Below are 1,860 nucleotides of genomic sequence, written 5' to 3' on the forward strand. Positions count from 1 at the left end.
GGAACGGCCGACCCGACCTCGAAAAGCGGCGGAGCGGAAGACGGGAGTCAACCGTGCGGATGTGGTAACCGCTCGAATCATCCAGGACGAGCGCGGGTGGCTCCGGCTGGCGGGTTAGAGGAGCAGGGATCGCCGGCCGCATCGAGTCTGCCCGTCGGCTCATGGTTGGTCACGATGAAGTGCGCGCTTGGCGCGGGGCCGGCCTCCGATGTACCCTTCGGATCCTGGCGCCACGACCGTGACGAGGGCGCGCGCAGGGGGGCCGTGGCAGGGGAGCGACAACATGGCGCAGCGCAAGTTCATGCTCGACGAGAAGGACCTCCCGACACACTGGTACAACATCCAAGCGGACCTGGCCACGCCGCTCCCACCGCCGCTCCATCCAGGCACCGGACAGCCGATCGGGCCGGCCGACCTCGCGCCGCTCTTCCCGATCGAGCTCATCAAGCAGGAGGTGAGCCGCGAGCGCTGGATCGAGATCCCTGAGCCGATCCGCGAGGCATACAAGCTGTGGCGGCCCACGCCGCTGATTCGGGCGCTCGGCCTCGAGAAGGTGCTCGGCACGCCCGCGCACATCTACTACAAGTGGGAGGGCGTCAGCCCGGCCGGCAGCCACAAGCCGAACACCGCGATCGCGCAGGCCTACTACAACAAGCAGGAAGGCACCAAGCGCATCGCGACCGAAACCGGCGCGGGCCAGTGGGGCAGCGCGATGGCGCTCGCCGCGCGGATGTTCGACCTCGAGTGCAAGGTCTACATGGTCCGCGTGAGTTACGACCAGAAGCCCTACCGGCGCATCCTCATGGAGACCTGGGGCGCCGAGGTCGTCGCGAGCCCGAGCCCGGACACGACCGCCGGTCGCGCCGCGCTCGCGACAGACCCGAAGAACCCGGGCAGCCTGGGCCTCGCGATCTCCGAGGCGGTCGAGGACGCCGCGACGCGCGAGGACACCAAGTACTCCCTCGGCTCGGTGCTGAATCACGTCCTCATGCACCAGACCGTCATTGGGCAGGAGGTGAAGAAGCAGCTCGAGCTCGCCGGCGAGAGGCCCGACATCCTCGTCGGCTGCATCGGCGGCGGCTCGAACTTCAGCGGCTTCGCCTTCCCCTTCGTCGCCGACAAGCTCACCGGCAAGGTGAAGGACCTCCGCGTCATCGCGGTCGAGCCGATGGCCGCGCCGAGCGTCACCAAGGGGCAGTACGTCTACGACTTTGGCGACGAGGCGATGATGACGCCGCTCATGAAGATGCACACGCTCGGCCACTCGTTCATGCCCGCGCCGATCCACGCCGGCGGGCTGCGCTACCACGGCATGGCGCCGGCGGTGAGCGCGCTCTATGAGCAGAAGCTCATCGAGGCCGTCGCCGTGCATCAGCGGCCGACGTTCGAGGCTGCGGTGATGTTCGCCCGGGCGGAGGGTTACCTCCCCGCGCCCGAGTCCGCGCACGCGATCAAAGTGGTCATCGACGAGGCCCTGCGGTGCAAGGAGTCAGGGCAGATAAAGACGATCGCCTTCAACCTCTCCGGCCACGGCGACTTCGACCTCGGCGCATACGAGCGATACCTCAGCGGGCAGCTCGAGGACTACGAGTACCCGTCGGAGAAGGTCGCCGAGGCGCTCAAGGGCTTGCCGAAGGTCGCCGTGTAAGCAACGAGCCCCTGCCAGGGGAGGCCGGAGGCACTGCGTGCAGATGACGCTCCGCGCGCGGCAGAGCCCGGCGGCGCTAGTTGAGCTGCCCATAGAGGTTGTTGACAAGAAGAGAGCCCTCCGTGCTTGCTTCGGGTGACTGAACTCGAAACGGCACAAGGAGGGCTCTCTGGTGTCCCACTCTATGGCGAAGCTCAACCCATTCGGTCGTC

The 1,860-nt window shown here is 67.5% G+C and carries 1 protein-coding gene; it reads left to right on the forward strand.

Annotated features, from left to right (window positions below; translation table 11 throughout):
• Window positions 1–283: 283 nt before the first annotated feature.
• Window positions 284–1,648 (forward strand): TrpB-like pyridoxal phosphate-dependent enzyme, encoded by a 1,365-nt coding sequence (locus VGV06_14625; GenBank protein ID HEV2056381.1) that lies wholly within the window; start codon window positions 284–286, stop codon window positions 1,646–1,648.
• Window positions 1,649–1,860: the final 212 nt, after the last annotated feature.

This window comes from Candidatus Methylomirabilota bacterium (assembly GCA_035936835.1).
Lineage (GTDB): Bacteria > Methylomirabilota > Methylomirabilia > Rokubacteriales > CSP1-6 > AR37.

Bases quoted from the DNA above. Each gene is read 5' to 3' on its own strand.
- VGV06_14625 (HEV2056381.1), top strand. From the start codon at position 284: ATGGCGCAGCGCAAGTTCATGCTCGACGAGAAGGACCTCCCGACACAC.